Raw genomic sequence first — 26,246 nt, 5'->3', positions numbered from 1 at the left:
TCAACGACCACCAAAACGTCGTTCCCGGTGGCCGAACGATTGAAATGCCTTTTCCAGCTCTGCCTTGTCGAAATCCGGCCACAGCGCGTCGGTAAAATAAAGCTCGGAATAGGCTGCTTGCCAGAGCAGAAAGTTGGACAGTCGCAGCTCTCCCGAGGTTCGGATCAGCAGGTCGAGCGGCGGCAGATCAGCGGTATCGAGCGCATTGGCAATATCATCGAGACCAATCGCCTGCGGATCAAGCTCGCCCTCACCAACCCGTTCCGCTAGATGCCGGACCGCCCGCAACATCTCATCCTGCGCGCCATAATTGAGGGCCACGGCAAGCGTCATCTTGCTGTTCTGCGCGGTCCGTTCAATCGCATTGTCAATCATTGCGACGATATCGCCATCCAGCGCTCTGTAGTTGCCAATAACCTTGAGCCGGACACCATTTTGGACAAATTCCTCGATATCCGACTGAATATACTGGCGCAGCAATCCCATGAGATCGCTGACTTCCTCCTCGGGCCGACTCCAGTTCTCCGAGGAAAAGGCATAGAGGGTCATCACCTCGACACCCATTTCCCCGGCCGTGCGGACAATATTGCGAACGGCTTCGACCCCTTTTTTATGGCCCAGTGCGCGCGGCAGATGCTTGCGCTTGGCCCATCGGCCATTGCCATCCATGATGATCGCAACATGGCGCACGCCAAAGGTCGGGTCGGATAAACCGGCCGTGCCCGCTGCCGGATCATCAGAGCCGTTCTTGGAACGTGCCAGCTTCACTGGGTGAGGATTTCCTGTTCTTTCGCTTCGGACAGCTTGTCGGCTTCGGCAATCATCTCGTCGGTCAGCTTCTGGACTTCGGTCTCGAGCCGCTTCTTGTCGTCTTCGCTGATTTCCTTCTTGCTCTCGTCCGCCTTCAGGTCATCCATGCCGTCGCGCCGCACGTTGCGAATGGCAATCCGCGCTTTTTCGGCATATTGGCCGGTAAGCTTGGCCAGATCCTTGCGCCGTTCCTCGGTCAGATCCGGGATCGGAAGCCGGATATTGGGGCCATCGACCATCGGGTTCAGTCCCAGGCCGGCCGAACGGATCGCCTTTTCAACCGGCTGGATATTGCCCTTGTCCCAGACCTGGACCGACAGCATCCGTGGTTCCGGCACGGACACGGTAGCCACCTGGTTGAGCGGCATGTTCGAGCCGTAGACTTCGACCTTGATGGTATCGAGAAGGGCGATGTTGGCCCGACCCGTGCGCAGACCGCTCAAATCGTGCTTCAGTGCCTCCAGGGCGCCTAGCATCCGCTTTTGCAGATCGGCTTTGTCATATTTTGCCATTGCTGTTTCCTCTAAATATTATTCGGTTGTGCCAACCATGGTGGCGGTACCGCCGCCGCCCAATACGGTGGCGAGATTGCCCTGCTGCCGGATCGAGAAGACGACAATCGGTATCTTGTTTTCGCGGCAAAGCGCAACGGCGCTGGCATCCATGACCTTGAGATTGTCGCTCAGCACCTGATCGAAGCTGAGCTCTTCATAACGAACGGCGGCGGAATCAAGCTTCGGATCCGCGTTGTAGACGCCATCCACGCTGGTTCCCTTGAAGAGGGCCTCGCAACCCATTTCAGCGGCGCGCAGCGCGGCAGCGGTATCGGTGGTGAAATAGGGGTTGCCGGTGCCGGCCGCAAAAATCACGATACGCCCTTTCTCCAGATGACGCACGGCCTTGCGCCGGATATAAGGTTCGCACACGCTTGCCATCGGGATTGCAGAAAGCACACGGGTATCACAGCCCATCTGTTCGAGCGCATTCTGCACCGCCAGAGCATTCATCACCGTGGCCAGCATCCCCATATAATCGGCGCTGGTCCGGTCGAAACCTTTTGCGGCCGCAGCAAGCCCCCTGAAAATATTGCCGCCGCCGACCACAAGACAGAGTTCAAATCCTGCCTCTTTGGCGGATTTCACTTCCGCCGCGATGCGATTTACCGTTTCCGGATCAATACCGAATTCGCTCGTCCCCATCAGGGCTTCGCCCGAGAGCTTGAGCAATATGCGTTTGAACGCCGGTCGTTTCATGCAAATTCCATCCCGCCGGAATCATCGCCCGGCCCCAAAAACAAATATGGCGCGGACCATAGATAGTCCGCGCCATGCTGCCAAGCGTTACCGCCTGAAATATTGAATCAGCTGCTCGATTAGCCGGCAACCGCAGCCGCAACTTCCGCTGCGAAATCTTCTTCTTTTTTCTCAATGCCTTCACCAAGCTGGAAGCGGACATATTCCGTAAGCTTGATTTCGACGCCAGCATCCTTGCCGGCCTGCTCGACTACCTGGGCAACAGGTGTCTTGTTGTCCATGACGAACGTCTGGCTGAGCAGAGCGTTTTCCTTGGCAAATTTTGCCATTGCGCCATCAACCATTTTTTCAACGATATTGGCAGGCTTGCCCGATTCAGAAGCCTTCTCGGTCGCGATCGCCCGCTCGCGAGCCAGCATTTCCTGATCGAGGCCGTCGGCGTTCAGGGCCAACGGGAAGGCAGCAGCGATATGCATCGCGATCTGCTTGCCCAACGGCTCCAGAACGTCGGCGCCGGCGGTGCTTTCCAGCGCAACCAGAACGCCGATCTTACCCATCGTCGGGGTCACGGCGTTGTGAATATACGGGACAACAAGGCCGCTCGAGACCGCAACGGTCTTCATCCGGCGAATCGCCTGGTTCTCACCAATGGTTGCCACATTGTTGGTCAGGACGTCCTTGACCGTACCGCCGGTAGGATATTCTGCCGCAGCCAGCGCCTCGACATCGTCATCCTTCAGACCGAGCGCTACATCCGTAACCTTGGCAACGAAATCCTGAAACTGGTCATTCTTGGCAACGAAATCGGTTTCGCTGTTTACTTCGACGGCAACGCCGCGCGTGCCTTCGACGGCAACGCCAACCAGCCCTTCGGCCGCGGTGCGGCTCGATTTCTTCTGCGCCGCTGCCAGACCCTTGGTCCGCAACAGGTCGACCGCCGCTTCCACGTCGCCATTGGTTTCGTTCAGTGCCTTCTTGCAGTCCATCATGCCGGCACCGGTGCGTTCGCGCAGTTCTTTCACTGCTGCTGCTGTAATAGCCATTGTAGGTTCCTCAATTTCTTGATCGGGAAATGTGAAATTGGGGCGACAAAAATGCCGCCCCACTTATGTTTCATTACAGTCCATATATGACCGCAGAAAGAAGCTTCAAGTTCAGGCTTTTTCGTCTGCCTTTGCTTCTTCCTTTTTCTCGGCTGGCTGCGTCTCTGCAGCCTTTGGTTCTTCAGCCGGAGCCTTTTCGTCTGCCGCCGTCATTTCCGCAGCAATATCCGCGATGTCGGCAACCGCCGCTTCCTCGCCGGAAACCATGGCACTGGCATTGGCTTCGCTCGAAACAATCTGTCCGACCGGAGGAGCAACCGCTGCGCCGAGATCTTCGCCCGCTGCAACCGAAGCGTCCTGACCGCCCTTGGTAGCGGCCGCAGCAACGGATTCACAATAGAGGCGAATTGCCCGTGCCGCATCGTCATTGCCCGGAACCGGGAATGCGATGTTGCTTGGATCAACGTTCGAATCGAGAATTGCGACGACCGGAATACCCAGAACATTGGCTTCCTTGATCGCCAGCTCTTCCTTGTTCGCATCGATCACGAACATGACATCGGGAATGCCGCCCATGTCGCGGATACCGCCAAGCGAAAGCTCGAGCTTGATGTGCTCGCGCGTCATCTGCAGGACTTCCTTCTTGGTAAAGCCTGCGGTGTCTCCACCAAGCTGCTCTTCCAGGGTCTTCATCCGGCGGATCGAGTTGGAAATGGTCTTCCAGTTGGTCAGCATGCCGCCGAGCCAGCGATGGTTGACAAAATGCTGGCCGCTGGCGCGTGCTGCTTCGGCAATCGGCTCTTGCGCCTGACGCTTGGTACCGACGAACAGGACCTTGCCGCCAGCCGAAGTGGCGTTGGCGATAAAGTCGAGCGCCCGTGCGAACAGGGGTACGCTCTGCGACAGGTCAAGAATATGGACGCTGTTGCGGGCGCCGAAGATGTAAGGTTTCATCTTCGGGTTCCAGCGGTGGGTCTGGTGGCCGAAATGCGCTCCGGCTTCAATCAATTGCTGTAGGGTGACGACAGGGGCCGCCATAATATTTCTCCTTGTCCGGTTATGCCTCTGGAAAGCTGAGAACCTCAAACAGCCTGAAAGACCGCCATTGGCACCGGTATGAGTGCTTTCCATGTGGGATGAGCGTGCCGTTAAGGCCAAGCGCGAGGAAATGCAACCCCAAAACTCGGCCCCAACCAAACAGACGGGCAATCCGTGAAGCCCGACCTAGCAGAGATTGCCGCCGTTGCCAGAAGAGCTTAGCGCTCTCGCCATCCCGTTTCCGCGAGATAGGTATATTTCCAGAGTACTGTTGGCCTGCCGTTGATGCTAATCGGGACATCAATCGTTCCGCGCGTGACACCTGATCAGGTGGGAGTTAGGTGGCGAGCGGCATTGGGCACCTAAAGGGACGGCAATGATCAACGGCATCGACGCCAAATTACCGGAACGCCCTGTCCAAGGGCGCATTCATGCCCCTTCCCCGAAAACAAGGACCCGTCCATGACTGCACCCGCAACACCCGCTCGCTATTCGTCCATTTCCATCCTGCTCCATTGGGGGATGCTGCTCCTGATAGCCGCAGTATACGCCTGCATCCTGCTGCGCGAATATTATCCGAGGGGCAGCGACCTGCGCGAAGGCCTGAAAAGCTGGCATTTCATGCTGGGGCTTTCGGTATTGCTGCTGGTGATTGTCCGGGTCATTGCCCGACTGCTGACCGCCAAACCGCCGATCACGCCGGTACCGGCGCACGGGCAGATGATACTGGCCAAGCTGGTGCATTTCGCGCTGTACGCCTTCATGCTGGCGATGCCGATTGCAGGCTGGCTGATCCTCAGCAGCAGCGACAAGACCATTCCCTTTTTCGGTCTGGAGCTGTTTCCCCTGATCGGACCGGACAAGACCCTGTCCGAACAAATCGAAGAACTGCACGAGACGGTGGGCACTGTGGGATATTATTTGATCGGGCTGCACGCTCTCGCATCGCTGTTCCACCACTATGTCGTGAAGGACAATACGCTTCAACGGATGCTGCCCGGACGGCGCTAGCCTGCGCCCGCGCCGACTCACCGGCGCCCGGCTTTTCTCATAACCAATATAAAATGAGAACCGTTGGGCCACCAGAATGGAACCTTCGAGGCATCAGCTGCATTGATATACATGTTCCAAAAAGCGCTTGACAATGAGAACATAAATGGAACATTAAGAGTTCATTGATAGAACGAATGGAATTATCACATGCTCGGTATCGCTATCTCGACTTTTTTTGTAATCGCCTTCCTCGGCTCCGCTGCTGTTATCGCGATGATGTTTCTTCAATATCGGGACAAGATTGCCAGCGTGATCCAGGCGGAACTCCAGCCCATCAGGGCCAAGGCCGGCACACCGTCATCCCCGTATCGTCATCGCACGGTCAAAACGCCGCAGCTTATGAGCCAGCATCGCTCGCTGCAGACCGTTCCGCTGCGCGCTGCCGCTTGACCTTCGCGTAGCTTCGGACGCTGAACGGTATCATTATCAGATAAACAATGCTGATCGCCGAGAGCATGATCCATGGTGAATTGATCAGCGCGACGCCAACCAAGGCAATGATGGCGATGGCTTCCAGCCGGATATTCTTGCGCAAGCGCAGGGATGACCAGCTGTAGGTGGCGGTGTTGGACAGCATGAGAAACGCAATCAAGACGATCCACGGCGACACCAGCGCATAGTGGCGAAAAATATCCTCGCCGGTTATCATCCAGAGATAGAGAGGCAGCATCGCCAGGCCCGCGCCAACCGGAGCAGGTATGCCGGTCAGGAAGCCGGCCGACTTGTGCGGCTGGTCATCAGCATCGATCAGGGCGTTGAAACGTGCCAGGCGAAGCGCACAGGCCACAACCATGGTCAGCGCCAGCACCCAGCCGAATTGCGGCATATATTGTGTCGACCAGAGGAACATGACCAGCGCCGGTGACACGCCGAACGCGATCACGTCGGACAGCGAGTCCAGTTCCGCGCCAAAACGGCTCTGCGCGTTGAGCAGGCGGGCAACCCGTCCGTCTAGGCCGTCCAATATGCCTGCCAGCACAATCGATGCTGCGGCCAACACCCATTGGTCCATATAGGCAAAACGGACACTGCTCAGGCCGACGCACAGCGCCAGCGCCGTAACCGCGTTGGGAACAAATGCGCGCAGCGGAATGCCCCGCTCGGGCCGTTTCAACGAACCTTTTTTTGCCATCAGCCTTGCCGCGATCTGCTGTGGAGCGGAGTGATGGTCATTGGCCGACACCTTCAATCTCGCGCATGTCACCGACCACCGCAAGAACGGTTTCCCCGGCGATGGAGCGTTGTCCCAGCACCACATTGGGCGTCGTTCCCTTGGGCAGATAGACATCAACACGGCTACCAAAGCGAATCAGGCCGATACGCTGGCCGACGGCAACAAAATCGCCTTCCTTGACGAAGGACATGATCCGCCGCGCGATGAGCCCAGCGATCTGGGTAAATCCGACTTTCAGGCCGTCGCTGCGTTCGACGAGGAAATGCTGCCGTTCATTTTCTTCGCTTGCCTTGTCGAGATCGGCGTTGAGAAATTTTCCGGAAATATAGGCTTGCCGCTTCACTGTACCTTCAATCGGCGTACGATTGATGTGTACGTCGAAGACGCTCATGAAAATCGAGACCCGGATCAGCTCTTCGTCTCCGAGTCCGCCTTCACCCCGCAATTCCACCGGTGGCTTCACCGGCATGATCAAATTTATCAGTCCATCGGCGGGTGCCATGATATATTTTTCATCGAGCGGCGTTACCCGTTTCGGATCCCGAAAGAAGGCGAGGACCCATGCCGTCACCGCCGCCATCGGCCAAGCGAGGGTCTCCCACGCCATCAACGCAAAAAACAGCGTGATGGCCCCCGCGATTACCGCAAATTTGCGGCCTTCCGGGTGCACCGGGGGAAAAGACCACTTGGCCTCTCCCAGCCCCTTGTTTGAATATTTCTCGATTGCCATGGATGCTACTTAGAGGCGGCTCATTGTTCTGACAACACTCCCGTTGATATATTGAAAATTCGCCAATGCCTATTTGCGCCGCGACCGACAATCGCCCCGCGCAACTCTAGGTTGAACAAATGACAATCTTTGCTAAGAGGCTCGCAACATCATTCCTCCCTTCTGTTCCCGATTCAGGAAAGAATTAAGCACTATGTCGAAAATCAAGGTCAAAAACCCGGTCGTCGAAATTGACGGCGACGAAATGACGCGGATCATCTGGCAATGGATTCGCGAACGGTTGATTGAACCCTATCTCGACATCGACTTGCATTATTATGACCTCTCGATCGAGGTCCGCGACGACACCAATGACAAGATTACGGTTGATGCGGCCAATGCGATCAAGAAGCATGGCGTTGGCGTAAAATGCGCAACCATTACCCCCGATGAGGACCGGGTCGAGGAATTCGGTCTGAAGCGGATGTGGAAATCGCCGAACGGCACCATCCGGAATATTCTCGGCGGCGTCGTGTTCCGCGAGCCGATCGTGATCGACAATGTGCCGCGCCTCGTGCCGGGCTGGACCGACCCGATCGTGGTTGGTCGTCATGCCTTTGGTGACCAGTATCGCTGCACCGACTTCAAGGTCCCCGGCCCTGGCAAGCTGCGCCTGATCTGGGAAGGCGACAATGGCGATACCATCGACGAGGAAGTGTTCCAGTTCCCGTCCCCCGGCATTGCGATGGCGATGTACAATCTCGACGATTCGATCCGCGATTTTGCCCGCGCCTCGATGAACTACGGCCTGAACCGCGAATGGCCGGTCTACCTGTCGACCAAGAACACGATCATGAAGGCCTATGACGGGCGCTTCAAGGATCTGTTCGAGGAAATCTTCCAGGAAGAGTTCAAGGACAAGTTCGACAAGGCGGGCATCACCTACGAGCATCGCCTGATCGACGACATGGTCGCCTCGGCGCTGAAATGGAGCGGCAAGTTCGTCTGGGCCTGCAAGAATTACGACGGCGACGTCCAGTCTGACACGGTCGCGCAGGGCTTCGGTTCGCTCGGCCTGATGACCTCGGTGCTGATGACCCCGACCGGCGATTGCGTGGAAGCGGAAGCGGCGCACGGCACCGTGACCCGCCACTATCGCCAGCACCAGCAGGGCAAGGCGACCTCGACCAACCCGATCGCCTCGATCTTCGCCTGGACCCGCGGCCTGATCTATCGCGGCAAGTTCGATGATACGCCCGATGTGACGCGTTTTGCCGAAACGCTGGAACGGGTCTGCATCCAGACCGTTGAAAATGGCGACATGACAAAGGATCTCGCGATTCTGATCGGTCCCGACCAATCCTGGATGACGACCGAGCAGTTTTTCGAAGCCGTTCGTTCCAATCTCGAAGCGGAAATGCAGAACTGGAAATAGTCAGTTTCGCGGGCTAGCGGCTTCGGGTGACTGGATATCTTCCCGCCCGAAGCCCAGCCCGACGATCCGCCCCGGGATACGGCGCAATAGCGGCACCCGGTTAAGCAAACGCAACAGAAGAAACGGTTTTTTGATCGGCGTCGTGCGCCGAAGCAGCGGCGCGATCACCCGGTCCTGCGCCAGTTTCTGCAACCCCTGCATGCGCCGCACCGGCCCTATACGACGGTGCCGGACCTGTTTCAATAGCGGGTCCGGATCCTCTCCCCTCGCCATGGCTCCCGCCAGCACATTTGCCGCGGTCACCGCATCCTGCACGGCAATATTGATCCCCACCCCGGCGATCGGCGACATCGCGTGCGCCGCATCACCTATGACCAGCAGACCAGGGCGGTGCCAGCGCTCGAGCCGGTCCAGCGCCACTTCGAGTGTCTTGACCTGATCCCAGCTGGTAATCTGGTCGAACGCGGCGGCGAGGTCAGGCACCAGCGATCGCAGGCCGGCACGAAAGGCCTCCAGCCCCTCTGCCCGGACCTTGTCCGCCTGCCCCTTGTTGAACACGAAGGCGCACTGATAATAATCGCGGCGATCAATCATCACCATGAAGCGCCCCGCCTGCACCGTGCCGAAAACATCCCCGCCACAACCATCGGGCTTGTCGACCCGGAACCAGAACACATCCATCGGCGCACCGATATCCTGCAGCGGCAGGCCTGACCTGTTGCGCAGCGCCGAGTGCCTCCCGTCGGCGGCGATGACCAGCCTGGCAGGCAACCTGTCGCCGACGCGGGTGACGGCACCGCAAACGCGGCCCGCCTCGTCCTCGATCAGGTCGATCGCTTCGCTCTCCATTTGCAGGTCAAAGCCGGGATATCGGCCGGCCTGCAGGGCGATGAAGTTGAGCAGGTCCCATTGCGGCATCATCGCGATAGATGGCGCAGCGACCGGCAAATGCCGAAAGTCGATCACCTTCATCTCTTGACCCGCAATATGGATCGATGCCTCGTCCACCCGGCTGTGCGGCAGTGCCAGCAGCTCATCCAGCAGGCCGAGTTGATGGAACAGCTCCAGCGTGGAGGGATGAACCGTATCCCCCCTGAAATCCCGGAGGAAATCGGCATGCTTCTCGAGCACGGTCACCTTCAGTCCGGCGCGGGCGAACAGCAAGCCGGCCATCATCCCCGCCGGTCCGCCACCGACGATCAATATGTCACGCGTGCGGTCCTCCATTGACGCTCTCCTCAATGTAAGCTGCTGACAAATAGCATTGTTCGCGTATAGAGTCTTCCCATGCACAGCCCGCTCGACAATCCCGCCTTCATTGACGCCATCGTGATACTCGGAGCCGCCGGCATCGTGATCCCGGCCTTTACGCGTTTCCGGATCACGCCGATCATCGGCTTCATCCTGGTCGGGCTGTTGCTCGGCCCGTCTGGCCTGGGCTCGCTGCAGACCCAATATGAATGGCTGCGATTTGTCACGATCAGCGACCGCGAGGCGATCGAACCCTTCGCCGAGATGGGCATCATCCTGCTGCTGTTCTCGATCGGGCTTGAATTGTCATTCAAGCGGCTCTGGTCGCTGCGGCGGCTTGTCTTCGGAGTCGGTGCGGCAGAACTGCTGGCGTCGGGCCTGATCATCGGTTCGGTGCTCTATCTGCTTGGCCAGAATGCGCCAGGTGCGCTTGGCCTGGGCCTGGCGCTGGCCCTGTCCTCGACCGCGCTGGTGCTGCCGATGTCCGGAACCAAGAGCCCGGTCGGCCGCGCGGCGCTGGCCATGCTCCTGTTCGAGGATGTCGCCATCGTTCCGATCATCTTCCTGCTCGGTGCGATTTCGCCGGCAATCACCGCCGATGGCGGCTGGGACAGTCTGGGCAAGACGCTGCTGATGGGCGGCGCGGTGATCACCATAATGCTGGTACTCGGGCGGCTGCTGCTGCCAAGGATTTTTGCCCAGGCAGCGCGGACCAAGAGCCCGGAACTGTTCCTCGCGGTCAGCCTTCTGGTCATCATTCTCGCCAGTCTGGCCACGGCGGCCACGGGCCTGTCGCCGATTGTCGGCGCGTTGCTCGCAGGCCTGCTGATTGCCGAGACCGAATATCACGGCGAAGTCGAGGTGATCACCGAACCCTTCAAGGGCCTGGCGCTCGGCGTGTTTCTGATCACGGTCGGCATGCAGGTCGATATTCGCGTGGTCCTGGAAAACTGGGCAAGCCTGCTGACCGCCGTGGTCGGCGTCGTTCTCGTCAAGGCGGCCGTCACCGGCGGATTGCTTCGCTTCGCGGGGGCTCGTCCAGGCACCGCCACCGAAGCCGGCGTGCTGATGGCCAGTCCCTCCGAAACCACACTGATCGTGCTCGCTGCGGCAACACAGGCGCAGTTGATCCAGCCACAGACGGCAGCATTCTGGCAGATCGTGACCGCGATCGGCCTGACCATCACGCCGCTGCTCGCCCGCTTTGGTCATGACATCGCCCGACGCATGGAAATGCGCAGCGACGGCGGACCGGCGCCGGATGAGCAACCGGTCGAGGCGCAGCAGACGATCATCATCGGCTTTGGCCGAGTCGGGCAGCTGGTTGCCGAGTTGCTCAAGACCCACAACCAGAAATTTCTGGCCGTGGAGTCCAACATTGACTCGGTCGCGCGCGCGCGGCGCGCGGGCTATCCCATTATTTTTGGCAATGTCTCGCGCAACGAAATGCTTGATCGGCTGCGCCTGGGCCATGCGAAGGCGCTGGTGCTGACGATGGACGAACCGGTCCTGTCGGTGCAGATCGTCAAAAAGGTTCGGGCCTGGGTGCCCGACCTGCCGATCATTGCGAGGGCCCGGGACATTGAGCATGCCGCCGAGCTCTATCAGGCCGGCGCAACCAACGCGGTTCCGGAAGCATTGGAGGGTTCCCTGCAGCTGTCAGAAGCCGTGCTCGTGGAAAATGGCGTCGCCATGGGACCCGTCATCGCCTCAATCCATGAATTGCGCGACATCTATCGCAAGCAGATTCAGGAAGAAGGCGACCTAGAATATGAACCCAAGCTCAAGTCGATGAGCACGTCCGTCGGTCAAGCCACTGCCGACGATCTGGTACCCGACGGGCTCAGCCCGCAAGAACAGACCTGATCGCCGCGATCGCGTCCTCGGCCTTTGCGCCATCGGGCCCGCCGCCCTGAGCCATATCCGGACGACCGCCACCACCCTTGCCGCCGACGGCTGCCACGCCTGCCTGCACCAAGTCAACCGCGCTCAATCGGCCGGTGAGATCATCGGTTACACCCACTGCGACGGTCGCGCGGCCATCATTGACAGCGACCAGCGCGCTGACCCCGCTCGAGAGCTTTTTCTTGGCCTGATCCACCAGGCCGCGCAGTTCCTTGGGATTGAGCCCATGGATCACCTGCCCGGCGAAAGCGATATCGCCAATAGTTTCCGCTTCGGCAGCCTTCGCGCCGCCGCCGTCGCCGGCCAGAGCCAGGGATTTCTTTGCCTCGCTTAGCTCGCGCTCGAGTTTCTTGCGTTCCTCGACCAGCGTGGCGACGCGATCAGCGGCCTCCTCCGGTGACGATTTGAGCGATGCCGCGATTGCCTTCAACTTGGCGTCCCGGTCGGTGAGCCACAGGCGCGCCGCCTCTCCGGTCAGCGCCTCGATCCGGCGAACCCCGCTGGCCACGGCCGATTCTCCGATGACAACCATCACCCCGATTTCGCCGAGCGCGTGGACATGGGTGCCGCCGCACAGCTCGACCGAATAGTCGAGGTCCAGATCCCTGCCCATCGACAGGACCCGAACCTCGTCGCCATATTTTTCGCCGAATAGCGCAAGCGCGCCCGCGGCGACCGCTTCGTCGGGACTCATCAGACGCGTGGTGACCGGGCTGTTGCCCCGGATTTGCGCGTTCACATCCGCTTCCACGGCTTGCAGTTCCGCATCCGTAAGGGGTGACACGTGCGAGAAATCGAAGCGCAACCGATCCGGTGCCACCAGGCTGCCCTTCTGCGTCACATGATCACCGAGATGGTGCCGCAACGCCTTGTGCAGCAAATGGGTGGCGCTGTGATTGGCCCGCAGCGCGCTCCGCCTCGCGCCGTCGACGACCAGGTGAATACTGTCGCCGATCGCCACCGAACCCGATCCGATTTCGACCTGGTGCGCATGCAGCCGACCCAGCGGCTTGCGGGTGTCGGAAACCGTGGCGGCAAAGCCATTGGCTCCAGAAATTTCTCCGGCATCGCCCATCTGACCGCCGCTCTCGCCATAGAAGGGGGTCTGGTTGGTCAGCAGTGTGACCGTATCGCCGCTTTGCGCGCTGCTGATTTCTGCACCATCCCGGACCAGCGCGATCACTACGCCCTCGCCTTCCTGCGCTGTATAACCGGTAAACTCCGTGCTGCCTTCGCGCTCGGCAATGTCGAACCAGACGGCATCGGAGGCCTGATCGCCAGAACCCTTCCAGGCGGCGCGGGCGGCAGCCTTCTGCTCTGCCATCGCCTTGTCGAAGCCTTCGCGGTCGACGCCGAGCGAACAGGCCCGCAGCGCGTCCTCGGTAAGGTCATAAGGGAACCCAAACGTGTCGTAGAGCTTGAACGCGGTCTCGCCGGCCAGGACATCGCCCTCGCCCATGTCTGCGATCTCGGCGTCGAGCAGCTTGAGGCCATTGGCGAGCGTCTGCCGGAAATTGGTTTCCTCACGGAGCAAAGTTTCCTCGATCAGCGGCTTCGCCCGGATCAGCTCCGGAAAGGCATTGCCCATTTCGCCGGTCAGCGACCCGACCATCCGGTGCATCAGCGGATCCTTCGCGCCCAAGAGATGGGCGTGGCGCATCGCGCGGCGCATGATCCGGCGGAGCACGTAGCCGCGGCCTTCGTTCGAGGGCAACACGCCGTCGGCGACGAGGAAGGAAGATGCCCTCAGGTGGTCGGCGATGACGCGATGGCTGGCCTGATTGTCACCGGTGGTTGCGGTGCCGGTCAGTGACCCGGATTCTGCGATCAGTGCCTTGAACAGGTCGATGTCGTAATTGTCGTGCACGCCCTGCATGACGGCGGCAACCCGTTCCAGCCCCATGCCCGTGTCGATCGACGGTTTCGGCAGGTCGACCCGATCCCCCTCGCCGCGCTGGTCATATTGCATGAACACCAGGTTCCATATCTCGACGAAGCGGTCGCCGTCTTCGTCCGGACTACCCGGAGGGCCACCGGCAATATGGGGGCCGTGATCATAGAATATCTCGCTGCACGGGCCGCAGGGGCCGGTATCGCCCATCGACCAGAAATTGTCGCTGGTGGCGATCCGGATAATTCGCTCTTCCGGAAGTCCGGCAATTTTTTTCCACAGGTCGAAGGCTTCGTCATCGGTATGATATACGGTCACCGTCAGCCGGTCCGGCGATATGCCCCAGACCTTGGTGACCAGATTCCAGGCGTGATGGATCGCCTGTTCCTTGAAATAATCGCCGAAGGAAAAATTCCCGAGCATCTCGAAAAACGTGTGGTGCCGGGCGGTATAGCCGACATTGTCCAAGTCATTGTGCTTGCCGCCGGCGCGAACACATTTCTGGCTCGAAGTGGCAGTCGTGTAAGAGACCTTTTCGGCACCGGTAAAAATATTCTTGAACGGCACCATCCCTGCGTTGATGAACATCAACGTCGGGTCATTGTACGGAATGAGCGGCGCTGACGCCACGATCTCGTGACCCTGCTCAGCGAAATAGTCGAGGAAAGACCGTCTTATATCATTGGTTGTTTGCATGGCATGGACTTAGGCGAGCGATCTGCCGTTGACAATGCTGTCATTGCACGAACGGAAAAAATCGGCAGCCGAGTCAGGCATAGGCATAGGGGCCGCCCTTTTCGAGCGCGATCTGATATTGGGGACGGGCATGAATCCGTTCCAGCCAGGCCATCAGATTGGGATAGCGGGAATCCAGCCCAGCGCGCGACTGGCACGCCTCGAGCGGGAAGCTCATCATGATATCGGCGGCGGTCAGCTTGTCCCCGGCAAAATAGTCGCGGCTGGCAAGTTCGGTCTCCAGCCATACCAGCAGGTCGGTGACCATCTGGCCAACCGGCTTGCGCGCCGGCAGGCCGAGCAAACCCAGACGGCCGACCACCAGCAAACCGTAGAGCGGTGGCATCATCGAGCCCTCGGCAAAATGGAGATATTGCGTATACAGGCGCGCGCCTTTTTTGTCGTCCGGGGCACCGAGCTTGCCGCCCGCCTTCGCCACCAGATATTCGGCAATCGCCGCGGTCTCGATAAGGACATCACCGTCATCTTCGATCATCGGCGATTTGCCCAGGGGATGGATCGCCTTGAGGCTGTCCGGGGCCCTCTGGGTTTTCGGATGCCGTTCATACCGCTTGATGACATAGGGGAGTTCCAGCTCCTCCAGCAGCCAGATGATCCGCTGCGAGCGGCTGTTTTCGAGATGGTGGATGATTATGGTCATATGGTCTGGCCTTCTGCGATACGGACACCGGGTCGAAGGACCGACGAAGCCTTGCTACGGGTCTCGTGTCAATCTTTTCCGGCATATCCACCGCACCCGGACATAAAAACGGGCCGTCCTTGGTGTCGGGGGACAGAAGGACGGCCCTATGCCAAGGATCGCCTCGGGGGAGAACAATCCGGCAAAACTTAGCTGTTGGCGATGCGGTCGAGGCGGTGGTCGGGCCTCCAAATCGGTAGCGGGCAAGAACGGGGAAAGCCGTAACCTGCCCGACCGTCACCGGACCGGCGGAGGGATCAGACTAGGCGTCCTCGTCGCTGTCATCGGCCTTGCCGACGGGACCGTTCATCATTTCCTCCGCAACCTCTTCCTGCTTGCCGCGAATCTGGTTTTCCAGCTTGGCCATCATTTCCGGGTTCTCGATGAGGAAGCGCTTCGAATTCTCGCGTCCCTGTCCGATGCGAACCGAGTCATAGGAGAACCAGGCGCCCGATTTCTCGACCACGCCGGCCTTCACGCCGAGATCGATGATCTCGCCCACCTTGGAAATGCCCTGGCCGTACATGATGTCGAACTCGACCTGCTTGAACGGCGGTGCAACCTTGTTCTTGACGACCTTGACCCGGGTGGTGTTGCCGACGATATCGTCGCGTTCCTTGATCTGGCCGGTACGGCGGATGTCGAGACGGACCGAGGCATAGAATTTCAGCGCGTTGCCGCCCGATGTGGTTTCCGGGTTGCCGTACATCACGCCGATTTTCATGCGGATCTGGTTGATGAAGATCACCATGCACTTGGAGCGGCTGATCGAGCCGGTCAGCTTGCGCAGCGCCTGGCTCATCAGCCGGGCCTGCAGGCCGACATGGGTGTCGCCCATTTCGCCTTCGATTTCCGCACGCGGAACCAAGGCGGCGACCGAATCGACGACCAGGATGTCGATCGCGTTGGAGCGGACCAGGGTGTCGACAATTTCCAGCGCCTGTTCACCGGTATCGGGCTGCGAAATGATCAGCTCGTCGGTATTCACACCCAGCGCCTTGGCATAGATCGGATCCAGAGCATGTTCGGCGTCAACAAATGCCGCCGTGCCGCCTGCCTTTTGCGCTTCGGCAATAACGTGGAGTGCCAGCGTGGTCTTGCCCGAGCTTTCCGGACCATAAACCTCGATCACGCGTCCTTTTGGCAGTCCCCCGATGCCCAGCGCGATATCCAGTCCCAGGCTGCCGGTGGAAATGGCTTCCACTTCGAGCGCCTTGCGCTGACCCAGCTTCATCGCAGAGCCTTTGCCGAAGGCGCGATCGATCTGCGCCAGTGCGGCGTCGAGCGCCTTTTGCCTGTCTGATGAGTTCAATTGATTTTCCGATTCTACGACTTTTAAGTTGCCGGCCATTTGCCTGTCCCCTTCGCTAAATGTTTAAGCAGCATCAATCAATGATTGTGATGATGTACTTTATTTGTTCTCATAGAACAAGAGGGGAACATTATTTTTTCTACTTTTTGTTATCTCGCTGAATTTTCTGCAGGATTGGAACGAAAATCAACCCTTCTTGGCATGTTCGGCCAAGGTCTCGCCGACCGCTTCGGCAATTTGTGCCACCGAAAAGGGCTTTGGCAGGAAATTGACCCTGTCGAGATCGATCGACTTGCGCAACTGCTCCTCGGCATAGCCGGACATGAAGAGGATCGGCAGATCGGGAAAATGCTTGCGCACATGTTTGGCCATGGTCGGGCCGTCCATGTTCGGCATCACCACGTCGGACACGATCATGTCGAACGGCTGTTCCTGTTCTGCCTGGGCGGAGAGTAGCCCCAGCGCCTCCTCGCCTTCGCTGGCGGTCACAACGGTATAGCCCTGGCGCGTGAGGGCCCGTTCGGCCACCGCCCGGACCATGTCCTCGTCCTCGACCAGAAGGATATGGCCGGTGCCCCACAATTCCTTCCGCGCGGTCGCCTTGACCGGGGGCGAACTCAAGCTCGCACGGGACAGATCGTCGGCGGTTGGCCGGTGCACCGGAAAATAGATCGAGAATGTAGTGCCCGCGCCCGGCTGGGAGCTGGCAAAAATATAGCCGCCGGACTGCTTGATGATCCCGTACACGGTCGACAGGCCAAGCCCGGTGCCCTTGCCAACGGCCTTTGTGGTGAAAAACGGCTCGAAAATCTTGCCAATCACGTGCGGCGGAATACCGGTGCCGCTGTCGCTGAAGATCAGGGCCGTATAGTCGCCGACCGGCAGGATATCGCTTTTCAGCGCGCGAACATCCGAGGCCACCACCGCCTGGGTTGAAATCGATATCTTGCCGCCATTCGGCATCGCATCCCGGGCATTGACGCCGAGATTGATGATCACCTGCTCCAATTGTCCGGGATCGGCGCGGACCAGTCCCAAGTTGCGCCCGTGCCGTACCTCCAGCTCAATTTTTTCGTCGAGCAGCCGCTTGAGCAGGTTCGATACATCGGCGACGACGTCGGGCAGTTGCAGCACCTGCGGGCGCAGCGTCTGCTGCCGGGAGAACGCAAGCAATTGCCGGGTCAGCCCCGCCGCCCGGTTGCTGTTGTTCTTGACCTGCTGGATATCGTCATAATCGCTGTCGCCCGGTGCGTGGCGGAGCAGCATCAGGTCGCAGTGGCCGATGATCGCGGTCAGGATATTGTTGAAATCATGGGCGACGCCGCCGGCCAGCTGGCCGACCGCCTGCATCTTCGTTGCCTGCGCCACCTGGCTCTTCAGTTTTGATTCTTCGCTGTTGTCGCGGATCGACAGCAGCACGGCTGCCTCGCCCAGTCCGCGGACGCCGGCAATGCCGAGCGCGACCGGTTCCTCGCCGCCGCTGCGCAGACGCACCGCCAGATCTCCAGCCAGCGCAGGGCCGCTTGCGTAGCGCCGTACCGCGTCGGCCACCGCAGACTTGTCATCACGGATCATCAGGTCGCCGGGATAGAGCGGTTGCTCGTTTTCGCCGATGCCCGCCGTCTTGGCAAAGGTTTCGTTGAGAAACAGGAAACGCCCGTCGCGGTCGGTCAGCGCCAGTCCCAGCGGAAGCAACGACAACATCGACTCGACCTGCTCCAGGGCCTTACCGCGCTCGACCATGCCGCCGTCATCGTCGATCAGCAGGATCAGCGCAGGGCCCTTGTCCTTCTCCCGGTCGAGCGGGACATGGAAGAGCCGTACCGGCGTGCCGTGCCGTCCCTCGCGCTCGAAAAAGATCGTGCCCTTGTCGTCGGAGCGCAGGAAGTTGATGAAATTGCGACCGGATATATTGGCATCCATCCGCCCGGTTGCGCGCAGGGCAAACGCCTGGTTGGACGCGCGGATCCGTCCCTCGCCGCCGATGACGCTGGCAAGGATGCCCGATTCCGAAAAGGCGCGACCGCCGGCCCCACTGACCAGGCTGATCATGTCGTCCAGCAGATCCGCCCGCACCTGCGGTATCATCTGCCACAGCAGATATTCGTCGCCCTGTCCGGCGCGCACGACCTTCGCGCTATATTCGGCGACCCCGCGTTTCAGTCCCTCGGCATAGCCCCGGCCATCACGCCATGCGGTGCGGCCGGCTGTCGCGAGCAGTTCGTTGCCGCTGCCCTGCAAGGGCAGTTCCGGCGGCACTGCGGCACCGTTGAACCATTTGGTGAACAGCTCGTTTGCGCAGACCAGGCGACCGGCCCGGTCGGTGATGGCCAGCCCGATCGAGGACTGGTCCGCGACCATTCGCGTCACCGCCCAGTCTTCGGGATCGGCCGCGTCGCCATCCTTGGCAGCAGCCTGCGGGCGCAAAAAATAGGCGATGGCTGTCATGCAGGTGACCAGGGCAAGAAACGCGATGACCAGGGAGATACTCTGCACCTGCCAGTAGAGAAGACCGGCCGAGCCCAGCACGGCCACCGTCAGCAGCACCGCGCGCATCCGGACATCGGTCTGCATTTGGCGCGTACTGGGGTTTAGCAACCCGCTGGTCGTCGGCGCCTTACTGGCCATCGCCGGCCCGATCGGCGAGAATCTGACTCAGCCGTCCCTTTCTCTTGTGACCGATCCACCAGCGCCATCCGAACGAGCTGACCAGGTAGCCGATGGCGGCGAAAACAATGGCAAACAGCAGAAAGCCGAAGGCCGTGACCCCCGCTTCGCGGACCAGCCAGCTGAGCCACTGGCCAAATTCGCTCTGAATATGCGTGTTGATCGGCCGGCTCGAGGTCAGCGCATCGACCTGCAGCGCGAACCGGCCCACCTGGTTGGCTGCGGCGATCCAGAAGGGATAGGTGAGCGGGTTGGTGATGAAGGTGGTCAGCGCCGCGATCGGGACGTTTGCGCGAACCGGAAGTGCCAGAAAAACCGCGGCAAATATCTGGCCCACCGGCACCAGGAAGGCGGCCAGCATGCCAAGGGCGACGCCCCGCGGCACCGAGCGCCTGGTGAAACGCCACAGCTCCGACCGCAGAAACCGGTGGGCGATCGGCTTGAGAAACTTGTTCCGCTCCATACCCGCACGGGTCGGCATCTTTCGCTGCAACCACTGCACCGCATTCTTGATCGTGCGCGCGGCGAAGTCCTTGTCCTTCACCTTCGGTTTGTGATCAGCCATGTTCGCGCATCAGCCGGCCCTGCTGCCTTTTCCAGTCGCGATCCTTTTCTGTCTGCCGCTTGTCGGGTGCCTTCTTGCCCTTGGCCAGCGCCAGCTCCAGCTTTGCCCGGCCTTTGCTGTTGAAATAGATCGACAGCGGCACGATGGTCATGCCCTTGCGCATCACGGCGCCGTGCAGCTTGTTGATCTGGCGACGGTTGAGCAGCAATTTGCGCGGCCGCGTCGGGGTATGGTTATAGCGGTTGCCGTGACTCCATTCCGGGATATTGGCGTTGATCAGCCAGATCTCGTCATCCTTCACCTCGGCATAGCTTTCGGCAATCGCACCCGACCCGAAGCGCAGGGACTTCACTTCGGTTCCGGTCAGCATAATCCCGGCCTCAAACTTGTCGTCGACGAAATAATCATAGCGCGCGCGCCGGTTTTCGGCGACGATCTTCTGCTTGTCAAATTCCTCCGGCCGCGGTTTTGCCATCAGACCAGCCCTGCCCCTTCCAGCGCTGCGTCAACCGCCTTGCAGCTGGCTGGTGACGGCGGCGTCATCGGCAGCCGAAGCTCGGTCGGAAAATCCTTCAGGACCCGTGACATGGCATATTTGATCGGGCCTGGCGAGGCATCCGAGAACAGCGCCTTGTGCAGCGGATAGAGCACGTCGTTGAGCGCCCGCGCTTTTTCGTAATCACCCGCAGCACAGGCGGCCTGAAATTCAGCGCAGAGTTTCGGCGCGACATTGGCGGTCACCGAAATGCAGCCGATCCCGCCGGCCGCATTGAACGCCAGCGACAGTTCATCCACCCCCGAAAGCATCACGAAGTCATCGGCACAGTTGAGACGATGCTCGGTCACCCGGTCGAGATCACCGCTGGCATCCTTGATCGCGACCACGCTGGGCAGCTTTGACAGCGCCGCCACGGTGTCGGGCATGATGTCGGTGACCGTCCGCGCCGGTACATTGTAAAGAACCAGCGGCAGATCGTTATTCTCGGTCAGCGTGGTAAAATGGGCGGTGATCCCTTGCTGGTTGGGCCGGTTGTAATAGGGCGCGACCACGAGCCCTGCCGCGGCCCCGCATTTCTTGGAGAAGTTGAGGTGCAGGAGCGCATTGGTCGTGTCGTTCGAGCCACAGCCGGCGATAACGGGCACCCGCCCTGCTGCCTGCTCGACGCAGATTTCGATGACACGATGGTGTTCGGCGTTGGACAGGGTCGATGCTTCACCGGTCGTGCCGCAGGGAACAAGGGCGCTGCTGCCCTGCTCGATCTGCCAGTCCACCAGAGCGCGAAACTGGTCTTCGGCGAACGATCCATCGCGAAAGGGCGTCGCCAGAGCCGGAATTGAACCCGAGAACATCTAATAATCCTTTATGTTTGCCTTGGAAATCGGCAAAGCCGACACCAAGTCTTTTCCATCATTAACGGCGATATAGTTCGCCGTTCAGCGCCTGATAAGGAGCCTAAGCGTAAAATGTCCAGCATGGTATCAAGAATTCTTATGGCATCGCTGCTTTTGGCCCCCGCGACCTGCATGGCGGCAGACAATCTCGGCGAACAGCTCGGTTGGCAGAACAGCGACGCCGGCTTGTCCGATCCGACCGGCGGCAACCCCGTGCTGGGTTTGCAGCGCTGGCGCGTCCTGACCCAGTCGGACAATTATTCGTTCGAGGATTATGCCGGTTTCCTGGTCACCTTTCCCGGTTGGCCGGAAGATACGCGGATGCAGCGCAACGCCGAACAGGCGATCAACATAAACAGTTTCTCGCCGTCGCGTGTCCTTGCCTATTTCGCTCGGTTCGAGCCGATTACCAACGCGGGTGCGGCAAAATATGCCGTCGCCCTGCTCGCCGCGGGGCAGCGTGACAAGGCTGAGCAATGGGCCCGTACGGCCTGGCGGGGCGGAACCCTGACCGACGAGGACGAGGCCGCACTGATGGCGCGCTTCAGTTCCGCGTTCAGCATGGACGACCATGACGCGCGGATGGATGCGCTCCTCTGGGCACGGGCGACGCGGGATGCCGCTGGGCAACTGGCCTTTACATCCCCTGCCAGACGGACCGTGTTCGCGGCCAGGCTGGCCCAGCTGACCGATGCCAGCGATGCCAATGAACAGGCCACCGCAGTCGGTACCATTGCCCGCGATGACGCCGGCTATCTCGCCGACCGCGCCCGCTATTTGCGGAACAGCGGCCAGAGCTATGCGGCACGCCAGTTGCTGGCCACGCGATTGCCACTGCGGGTAAAGCCGGCGATGCCGGAAACCTGGTTCGAGGCGCTGCTGATCAATGCCGAAGCCGCCGCCAACGACCGCCAATGGACGGTCGCTTATGACATTGCCTCGAAAATCGAGGATGCCTATCCGGTCCCGACCCCGATCGCCGACCAGAATTCACGTGTGCGCGATAAATATTCCGACCTCGCCTGGATCGCCGGCACATCGGCTTTGAACGGCATGCGCCAGCCGGCCAAGGCGGTGCCCATGTTCGACCTTTACGCGCAATCCTATGACTCGCCCAATATCACTTCGAAGGGCTATTACTGGGCGGGTCGCGCCGCGGCGGAAGCCGGCCAGACCGACCGGGCCAATGGCTATTTCGAGAAGGCCGCGGCATTTCCGGACTATTTCTATGGCCAGCTGTCGCTGGAACGGCTGGGACGCCCGCTGCCGGTATTCAACCGCAAGCCGGCGGTCGAGATCACCGACCAGGATCGCAGGGCCTACGACAGCGAGCCGCTGGTCATCGCCGCCAAGGCTTCGTTCCGGACCGGTCCGTGGCGCGAGCAGATCCGCTTCAACCGGGCGCTCGCCTATAATGCCAAGACGCCGAAGGACTATATGCTGCTCAGCGACCTTGCCGTTCGCACCGGCGCGCGCGATCTTGGCGTGATCAAGGGAATCAGCGCGCTGAGTTCCGGTGTCGGCCCGATCGACGAGACATCCTTCCCGACGATGCCGGTACCATTTGGCCATGAAAGCAGCTGGACCATCATTCACGCAATCACCCGGCAGGAAAGCCAGTTCGCGGAAGGCGCAATCAGCCATGCCGGTGCGCGTGGACTGATGCAGCTGATGCCCGGCACCGCCCGGGAACAGTCGGGCAAGGCCAATCTGTCCTACAACCTGTCGTCCCTGACCGATGACCCGCAATATAATATCCAGCTTGGCAGCGGCTACATCCAGCGGATGCTCTCCTATTACGGCGGCAGCTACCCGCTTGCGGTGGCAGCCTACAACGCTGGCCCCGGCAATGTGAACAAATGGCTTCGCGCCAATGGCGACCCTCGCATGGGCGGTATCGACTGGGTGAAGTGGATCGAGGAGATTCCGATTTCCGAAACGCGCAATTACGTCAAACGGGTGCTCGAGAATGCAGTTGTCTATGACACCAAGAACCCCCGCGGCCCAACGATCCGCAGCGACACGCCGCTGACGCGCTATATCGGGAAGAACAGCCCCGGGTGAGCGGTTACGAAAACTCGATGGATCACGCGCAGCAGCACTGTCTCTGCTGACCGCCTTCCCTCAACTCGCGGTTTTTGCCAGGAGCTTCTGGGAATAGGCCGACCAGTCTGACCACCCCCAGTCTTCGGGATCCTCGATAGCGAGTATCCTGCGGGATTTGATCCGTCCGATATCCAGATCCTTCGGTTCAATCTCGCAATGGCCGCGCAGGGAATAGAAGCGGCGGACGATCGGAGCCGCGTAGTTGGATGGCGACTCGCCAACCACCATCGCCAGTTCGTCGCGATCGAGACGCAGCAGCGTTCCCACCGGCAAGATCCCAAGGCTGTCGATAAAATCCCGCAGGATCATCTTGTCGAAGTGACCCGACCAGGACTGCATTTTCGCAAGCGCCTGGGAAGCGGACATGGGGGTATTGTAGGACCGCTGGGAAGTGATGGCATCATACACGTCGCAGATCGCCGCCATGCGCGTGTAAACGCTTAGATTTTCGGCCGGGATGCCGCCCGGGTAGCCGGTGCCATCCATCTTTTCGTGATGCCGAAGGCAAACTTCGAGCGCGATGCTGCCAATTCCGGTCGAGGCGGACAGGATGTCGTGGCCGCGCTGCGGATGGTTGCGAACGGTGATCCATTCAAGGTCATCAAGCTTGCCGGGCTTGGACAGGATATTGTCCGGGATCGAGGTTTTTCCGACGTCGTGCAGCAACCCCGCCATGCCCACCTCCTGCATCACCGATTCGGCCATTCCCATCTTCCGCGCCAGGTTGACCATCAGCGCGCAAACGGCAACCGAGTGGAGATAGGTATATTCGTCCTTGGTCTTCAGACGGGCGATATTGAGGATGATCGTCGGATCGATCGTCACCGAGCTGGCAATCTGCTCGACCAGCGGGGCCATCTTGTCCGACTTGATCGCATTGCCCATCCGCGCGTCGGCAAACAGGTTCATGACGGCGGCCCGTGATCGCTTGATCGCCCCGGATGCCTTGCGGACCTCGGCCGCGCGCGCGCGGCGAAAGGCGAGTGAATAGCGGCAACTGGATGTCCTGAGACAGCGACCGGGGTCGGCGCAGCTGCAACGAAGCGCTGGCCGGGACCGGCTCCGATTCGGAAGGCGCACGGGCTTCGGCCGATGGCGCAGGCGGGGTCTCTGGTTCCGGCAGCGGCGGCGCCGTTCCTCGAGAATCGTCAATGGTGACCATCACCGTCGCGCTGGCGATGATTTTCTCCAGCTGAGCCGGGTCGGTCAGAAGGAACCGCGATCGCCAGAACGGATGGTCAAACCATGATCCATCCATGGCATGGACGAACATTCCCAGCTCGAGCTGGCTGGCCGGGATTTTATGCAGCACGCGGCAATTCCTTCAATCCTGCTCCATGGTTGTTCCTGTTCACGGCAGAAGTGGCGATTATTTCAGTAGCAGATTGAACTTTTTGGAGAAATTTCTTGTCCGATCGTGCCTGGCAAGCGGAGCCGGCACACCATCGGCAGGCGTTCAGCCTGCTCGAACTTGCCCAAAAAAGCCGTGGCTATTTCCCGGGTTCGTAGCCGAAGGCGTCCTTCGCCAATGCCACCAGTTCCGGATCCGCTTCGGGCAGGTCGGCCGGCAACGCCGCCTCCAGCGTGTCCGCGACATGGGTCAATGCCGCAATCCTGGCTGCCTTCTTGTCATTGCCGTCGATTACTTTCCACGGCGCCCAGCGCGTATCGGTGAACTCGAACATGTCGTGCATCGCCTCGAGATACGCGGCGCGCTTGTCCCGGTTGCGGAAATCCTCGGCGGTGATCTTCCAGCGCTTGTGTGGCGTGTCGAGCCGCTTGGCCAAGCGGTCGTCCTGCTCTTCCTGAGTGGTGTGGAAGAACAGCTTCACCAGCTGGGTACCGCCGTCGATCTGCTGCGCCTCGAACTCGTTGATCTCGTCATAGCCCCGCTTCCAGTCGGCGGGCTCGCAAAAGCCCTCGACCCGCTCTACCAGCACACGGCCATACCAGCTGCGGTCAAACACTCCGATTTCGCGGCTGCCCGGCAATTTCTGCCAGAAGCGCCAGAGGAAATGGCGGTCTTTCTCTTCCTTCGTCGGGGCGCCAATCGGCCAGACGTCATAATAGCGCGGATCCCATTCGCCGGTCATCCGGCGGATCGTTCCGCCCTTGCCCGCCGCGTCCCAACCCTCGAACACGAGGATCGACCGGCTACCATGGATGATATGCTTGAAATGGACATGGGCGAGCCGTTCCTGCAAAGATTGCAGCGCCGCTTCATAGTCGCCGTCGAATTTATCGCCGGATTCAAAGTCGGACAGATTTATCGTCATCTTCACTCCGTTTGCGCCGAACCTGCCGGCCCGGAGGGCGACGAGCGCACATGGCATTCATTGCCCGGCTCAACCTATACCAGATGCGCGCAAACCGCCAACCGGTTAACCCTGATCATCATTTTGGATTTCAGGGCTTGGCCGATTGGCGCAATTCCCACTCGTCGAGCGCGCGCCGATGGTCGCTGGTGCGTTGCAGCGCCTGGGTCACTTCCAGCTTACCGGGAGAGAGCCGGCCCGCTTCCTGATAAAGGGCGAGCGCTTCGTCGAGATCGCCGCGCTGTTCCGCACAAAGCGCACGATTGAACTGCAGCGACAGATGGACCAGCCTGTTTGCGTCGGCTTCATCCCACATCCGGCAGGCTTCGCTCGCATCGGTCTTGGTCATCTGGATCGCCGCCTTGAACAGCGCAGCGTCGGCCTTGGACATGCCGTTGCGGCTTTCCAATATCCGGATGTCCTGCCGATATTGGCGCGGCGCAAGGTCGCCGCGGATGGCCTCGGCGGTGTCCGCAATCATCGACCGGATCACCGTCTCGCTGCTCGCGAAGTCCTGATCGTCACCGAAACAGACGGTCTGCTCGTTGCGGTTGGGGAAGCTTTCGGCATAGATGGTCCGGCCGTCCTCGAAACGGGTCGCCCTTATCTGGGCCCGGAAATCGATCAGCCGGGTCCGGCAATCCACGTCGATGTCCTTGTAGGAGGTACATTTGTCCTTGGCGTCGCGTTCTACGCAGCGCCGCCGTTTGGCAACCGTGTCCCGGTGGGTGATGTCGGCGGTCACATTGCCCGAAAGGCTCGCATCCGGCTGCACCGCCGAGCGACCGCCGATCACGTCAAAATAGGGCTGGCCAAGGATATTCACCGCAGACAACCTGTCTTCCAGCTCAAACGCCAGCGCGCGGCCATCCCGGCCGCCGAATCCGTCCAC

Annotated in this window: 23 protein-coding genes and 1 pseudogene; 5 read left to right on the top strand and 19 right to left on the bottom strand. The window is 60.2% G+C overall.

Annotated elements, in window-relative coordinates:
- The 5 genes from V7650_RS02400 to rpsB all read right to left on the bottom strand — a co-directional run bounded on the left by V7650_RS02400 (nucleotide 1) and on the right by rpsB (nucleotide 4,144).
- The gene (locus V7650_RS02400) at nucleotides 1-762 is read right to left on the bottom strand and encodes an isoprenyl transferase (RefSeq protein ID WP_442955254.1); all 762 of its coding nucleotides are present in this window, start codon (nucleotides 760-762) and stop codon (nucleotides 1-3) included.
- A gap of 2 nt (nucleotides 763-764) precedes the next feature.
- Nucleotides 765-1,322, bottom strand: a complete 558-nt coding sequence (frr, locus tag V7650_RS02395; RefSeq protein ID WP_335654643.1) for a ribosome recycling factor — start codon at nucleotides 1,320-1,322, stop codon at nucleotides 765-767.
- A gap of 18 nt (nucleotides 1,323-1,340) precedes the next feature.
- A complete protein-coding gene (gene pyrH / locus V7650_RS02390; RefSeq protein ID WP_335654642.1) occupies nucleotides 1,341-2,063 on the bottom strand; it encodes a UMP kinase in 723 nt (240 codons plus the stop codon).
- Nucleotides 2,064-2,182: 119 nt separating this feature from the next.
- Nucleotides 2,183-3,106, bottom strand: coding sequence for a translation elongation factor Ts (gene tsf, locus V7650_RS02385; RefSeq protein ID WP_335654641.1), 924 nt, complete (start codon nucleotides 3,104-3,106; stop codon nucleotides 2,183-2,185).
- 111 nt (nucleotides 3,107-3,217) lie between these two features.
- Complete coding sequence (gene rpsB / locus V7650_RS02380; protein ID WP_335654640.1) at nucleotides 3,218-4,144, bottom strand: 30S ribosomal protein S2; 927 nt, start codon at nucleotides 4,142-4,144, stop codon at nucleotides 3,218-3,220.
- 462 nt (nucleotides 4,145-4,606) lie between these two features.
- Here rpsB and V7650_RS02375 point away from each other — a divergent pair, with 462 nt between their 5' ends.
- Nucleotides 4,607-5,155: a cytochrome b gene (locus tag V7650_RS02375; RefSeq protein ID WP_335654639.1), complete on the top strand. Its 549-nt coding sequence runs from the start codon at nucleotides 4,607-4,609 to the stop codon at nucleotides 5,153-5,155.
- A gap of 189 nt (nucleotides 5,156-5,344) precedes the next feature.
- A complete protein-coding gene (locus V7650_RS02370) occupies nucleotides 5,345-5,587 on the top strand; it encodes a hypothetical protein (RefSeq protein WP_335654638.1) in 243 nt (80 codons plus the stop codon).
- On the opposite strand, the gene V7650_RS02365 is transcribed toward V7650_RS02370, so the two are convergent.
- Complete coding sequence (locus V7650_RS02365; protein ID WP_335654637.1) at nucleotides 5,535-6,329, bottom strand: CDP-alcohol phosphatidyltransferase family protein; 795 nt, start codon at nucleotides 6,327-6,329, stop codon at nucleotides 5,535-5,537. The genes V7650_RS02370 and V7650_RS02365 overlap by 53 nt on opposite strands.
- 37 nt (nucleotides 6,330-6,366) lie before the next feature.
- Nucleotides 6,367-7,101: a phosphatidylserine decarboxylase gene (locus V7650_RS02360; RefSeq protein ID WP_335654636.1), complete on the bottom strand. Its 735-nt coding sequence runs from the start codon at nucleotides 7,099-7,101 to the stop codon at nucleotides 6,367-6,369.
- Between the two features lie 193 nt (nucleotides 7,102-7,294).
- On the opposite strand from V7650_RS02360, the gene V7650_RS02355 reads away from it, so the two are divergent.
- Complete coding sequence (locus tag V7650_RS02355; protein WP_335654635.1) at nucleotides 7,295-8,515, top strand: NADP-dependent isocitrate dehydrogenase; 1,221 nt, start codon at nucleotides 7,295-7,297, stop codon at nucleotides 8,513-8,515.
- Here V7650_RS02355 and V7650_RS02350 read toward each other — a convergent pair whose 3' ends face one another.
- Nucleotides 8,516-9,742: an FAD-dependent oxidoreductase gene (locus V7650_RS02350; RefSeq protein WP_335654634.1), complete on the bottom strand. Its 1,227-nt coding sequence runs from the start codon at nucleotides 9,740-9,742 to the stop codon at nucleotides 8,516-8,518.
- Between the two features lie 60 nt (nucleotides 9,743-9,802).
- On the opposite strand from V7650_RS02350, the gene V7650_RS02345 reads away from it, so the two are divergent.
- Nucleotides 9,803-11,632 carry a cation:proton antiporter domain-containing protein gene (locus V7650_RS02345; RefSeq protein ID WP_335654633.1) on the top strand — a complete coding sequence of 610 codons (1,830 nt, stop codon included), beginning with the start codon at nucleotides 9,803-9,805 and terminating at the stop codon, nucleotides 11,630-11,632.
- Here V7650_RS02345 and alaS read toward each other — a convergent pair.
- The 7 genes from alaS to dapA all read right to left on the bottom strand — a co-directional run bounded on the left by alaS (nucleotide 11,610) and on the right by dapA (nucleotide 20,891).
- Entirely contained in the window at nucleotides 11,610-14,258 is a 2,649-nt protein-coding gene (gene alaS / locus V7650_RS02340) for an alanine--tRNA ligase (RefSeq protein ID WP_335654632.1), read from the bottom strand. The two genes, V7650_RS02345 and alaS, sit on opposite strands and share 23 nt — an antisense overlap.
- Nucleotides 14,259-14,331: 73 nt before the next feature.
- On the bottom strand, nucleotides 14,332-14,958 hold the full coding sequence (locus tag V7650_RS02335) for a glutathione S-transferase family protein (RefSeq protein WP_335654631.1): 627 nt from the start codon (nucleotides 14,956-14,958) through the stop codon (nucleotides 14,332-14,334).
- Nucleotides 14,959-15,259: 301 nt separating this feature from the next.
- Entirely contained in the window at nucleotides 15,260-16,348 is a 1,089-nt protein-coding gene (recA, locus tag V7650_RS02330) for a recombinase RecA (protein WP_335654630.1), read from the bottom strand.
- A gap of 147 nt (nucleotides 16,349-16,495) precedes the next feature.
- A complete protein-coding gene (locus V7650_RS02325) occupies nucleotides 16,496-18,883 on the bottom strand; it encodes a response regulator (RefSeq protein WP_335654629.1) in 2,388 nt (795 codons plus the stop codon).
- Nucleotides 18,884-18,926: 43 nt separating this feature from the next.
- The gene (locus tag V7650_RS02320; protein ID WP_335654628.1) at nucleotides 18,927-19,541 is read right to left on the bottom strand and encodes a DUF2062 domain-containing protein; all 615 of its coding nucleotides are present in this window, start codon (nucleotides 19,539-19,541) and stop codon (nucleotides 18,927-18,929) included.
- Complete coding sequence (gene smpB / locus V7650_RS02315; protein ID WP_335654627.1) at nucleotides 19,534-20,016, bottom strand: SsrA-binding protein SmpB; 483 nt, start codon at nucleotides 20,014-20,016, stop codon at nucleotides 19,534-19,536. The genes V7650_RS02320 and smpB overlap by 8 nt, the downstream gene beginning before the upstream one ends.
- The gene (dapA, locus tag V7650_RS02310) at nucleotides 20,016-20,891 is read right to left on the bottom strand and encodes a 4-hydroxy-tetrahydrodipicolinate synthase (RefSeq protein WP_335654626.1); all 876 of its coding nucleotides are present in this window, start codon (nucleotides 20,889-20,891) and stop codon (nucleotides 20,016-20,018) included. Before dapA ends, smpB begins: the two co-directional genes overlap by 1 nt.
- A gap of 141 nt (nucleotides 20,892-21,032) precedes the next feature.
- Here dapA and V7650_RS02305 point away from each other — a divergent pair, with 141 nt between their 5' ends.
- Nucleotides 21,033-22,997 (top strand): lytic transglycosylase domain-containing protein, encoded by a 1,965-nt coding sequence (locus V7650_RS02305; RefSeq protein WP_335654625.1) that lies wholly within the window; start codon nucleotides 21,033-21,035, stop codon nucleotides 22,995-22,997.
- 60 nt (nucleotides 22,998-23,057) lie between these two features.
- Here V7650_RS02305 and V7650_RS02300 read toward each other — a convergent pair whose 3' ends face one another.
- The 4 genes and pseudogenes from V7650_RS02300 to V7650_RS02290 form a co-directional block, all read right to left on the bottom strand.
- Nucleotides 23,058-23,948: an HD-GYP domain-containing protein gene (locus V7650_RS02300; RefSeq protein ID WP_335654624.1), complete on the bottom strand. Its 891-nt coding sequence runs from the start codon at nucleotides 23,946-23,948 to the stop codon at nucleotides 23,058-23,060.
- A 142-nt stretch (nucleotides 23,949-24,090) separates the two neighbouring features.
- Nucleotides 24,091-24,351 (bottom strand): annotated as a pseudogene (locus V7650_RS18180) (DUF3391 domain-containing protein); the annotation flags it as partial.
- A 178-nt stretch (nucleotides 24,352-24,529) separates the two neighbouring features.
- The gene (locus tag V7650_RS02295) at nucleotides 24,530-25,315 is read right to left on the bottom strand and encodes a polyphosphate kinase 2 family protein (RefSeq protein ID WP_335654623.1); all 786 of its coding nucleotides are present in this window, start codon (nucleotides 25,313-25,315) and stop codon (nucleotides 24,530-24,532) included.
- Nucleotides 25,316-25,445: 130 nt separating this feature from the next.
- Nucleotides 25,446-26,246, bottom strand: a complete 801-nt coding sequence (locus V7650_RS02290; protein ID WP_335654622.1) for a tetratricopeptide repeat protein — start codon at nucleotides 26,244-26,246, stop codon at nucleotides 25,446-25,448.

Origin of the sequence: Parasphingorhabdus sp., from assembly GCF_036964565.1 — a bacterium.
GTDB lineage: Bacteria > Pseudomonadota > Alphaproteobacteria > Sphingomonadales > Sphingomonadaceae > Parasphingorhabdus.
The sequence above is the reverse complement of the archived record's forward strand: the minus strand, read 5'-3'. Positions and strand labels throughout refer to the sequence as shown.

Bases quoted from the DNA above. Each gene is read 5' to 3' on its own strand.
- frr (WP_335654643.1), bottom strand. From the start codon at position 1,322: ATGGCAAAATATGACAAAGCCGATCTGCAAAAGCGGATGCTAGGCGCC.
- pyrH (WP_335654642.1), bottom strand. From the start codon at position 2,063: ATGAAACGACCGGCGTTCAAACGCATATTGCTCAAGCTCTCGGGCGAA.
- tsf (WP_335654641.1), bottom strand. From the start codon at position 3,106: ATGGCTATTACAGCAGCAGCAGTGAAAGAACTGCGCGAACGCACCGGT.
- rpsB (WP_335654640.1), bottom strand. From the start codon at position 4,144: ATGGCGGCCCCTGTCGTCACCCTACAGCAATTGATTGAAGCCGGAGCG.
- V7650_RS02375 (WP_335654639.1), top strand. From the start codon at position 4,607: ATGACTGCACCCGCAACACCCGCTCGCTATTCGTCCATTTCCATCCTG.
- V7650_RS02370 (WP_335654638.1), top strand. From the start codon at position 5,345: ATGCTCGGTATCGCTATCTCGACTTTTTTTGTAATCGCCTTCCTCGGC.
- V7650_RS02365 (WP_335654637.1), bottom strand. From the start codon at position 6,329: ATGGCAAAAAAAGGTTCGTTGAAACGGCCCGAGCGGGGCATTCCGCTG.
- V7650_RS02360 (WP_335654636.1), bottom strand. From the start codon at position 7,101: ATGGCAATCGAGAAATATTCAAACAAGGGGCTGGGAGAGGCCAAGTGG.
- V7650_RS02355 (WP_335654635.1), top strand. From the start codon at position 7,295: ATGTCGAAAATCAAGGTCAAAAACCCGGTCGTCGAAATTGACGGCGAC.
- V7650_RS02350 (WP_335654634.1), bottom strand. From the start codon at position 9,742: ATGGAGGACCGCACGCGTGACATATTGATCGTCGGTGGCGGACCGGCG.
- V7650_RS02345 (WP_335654633.1), top strand. From the start codon at position 9,803: ATGCACAGCCCGCTCGACAATCCCGCCTTCATTGACGCCATCGTGATA.
- alaS (WP_335654632.1), bottom strand. From the start codon at position 14,258: ATGCAAACAACCAATGATATAAGACGGTCTTTCCTCGACTATTTCGCT.
- V7650_RS02335 (WP_335654631.1), bottom strand. From the start codon at position 14,958: ATGACCATAATCATCCACCATCTCGAAAACAGCCGCTCGCAGCGGATC.
- recA (WP_335654630.1), bottom strand. From the start codon at position 16,348: ATGGCCGGCAACTTAAAAGTCGTAGAATCGGAAAATCAATTGAACTCA.
- V7650_RS02325 (WP_335654629.1), bottom strand. From the start codon at position 18,883: ATGCAGACCGATGTCCGGATGCGCGCGGTGCTGCTGACGGTGGCCGTG.
- V7650_RS02320 (WP_335654628.1), bottom strand. From the start codon at position 19,541: ATGGCTGATCACAAACCGAAGGTGAAGGACAAGGACTTCGCCGCGCGC.
- smpB (WP_335654627.1), bottom strand. From the start codon at position 20,016: ATGGCAAAACCGCGGCCGGAGGAATTTGACAAGCAGAAGATCGTCGCC.
- dapA (WP_335654626.1), bottom strand. From the start codon at position 20,891: ATGTTCTCGGGTTCAATTCCGGCTCTGGCGACGCCCTTTCGCGATGGA.
- V7650_RS02305 (WP_335654625.1), top strand. From the start codon at position 21,033: ATGGCATCGCTGCTTTTGGCCCCCGCGACCTGCATGGCGGCAGACAAT.
- V7650_RS02300 (WP_335654624.1), bottom strand. From the start codon at position 23,948: ATGAACCTGTTTGCCGACGCGCGGATGGGCAATGCGATCAAGTCGGAC.
- V7650_RS02295 (WP_335654623.1), bottom strand. From the start codon at position 25,315: ATGACGATAAATCTGTCCGACTTTGAATCCGGCGATAAATTCGACGGC.